1 protein-coding gene is annotated in these 416 nt (G+C 67.1%); it reads left to right on the plus strand.

All coding sequences use genetic code 11. The annotated features are described in order from the left end of the window. The coding region (locus tag BN358_RS27255; RefSeq protein WP_198018540.1) for a hypothetical protein at nt 1-390 on the plus strand (390 nt) is incomplete at its 5' end. Nucleotides 391-416: the final 26 nt, after the last annotated feature.

Below are 416 nucleotides of genomic sequence, written 5' to 3' on the forward strand. Positions count from 1 at the left end.
TTCAGTGTCGATGGGGACGGCGAGGTCAAGGTGGCGACCGACACCGTGTGCCCGACGCTGACGTCGCCGCCGGAGCCGTTCGAGGCGTGGCTGAACACCGACGACTTCGAGAAGCGCGGCTACCTCGACCCGAAGAACCAGACGCCGTGGAGTTTCGCGTCCCGGATGGCGCAGGTGATCTGCGGCACCGCCGACAACGCGACGATCAAGATCGGCTTCTTCTTCATCCGCGCGCTCGGCACGATGACCGAGGCCGGGCTCGGCAGCCGTCCGGAGACGACCCCGAGGTCATCTGGGACGCGTTGCAGTACGTCCACGACAAGCGGGGCGTCACCGTCCAGGTCGTCATCGACAAGGGCTCGACCACCGGCAGCGCGCTGGACAAGGTGAAGCAGCGCCTGGTCAGCACCGGGATC

The organism is Sedimentibacter sp. B4, assembly GCF_000309315.1.
In the GTDB taxonomy this organism is placed as follows: domain Bacteria; phylum Bacillota; class Clostridia; order Tissierellales; family Sedimentibacteraceae; genus Sedimentibacter; species Sedimentibacter saalensis.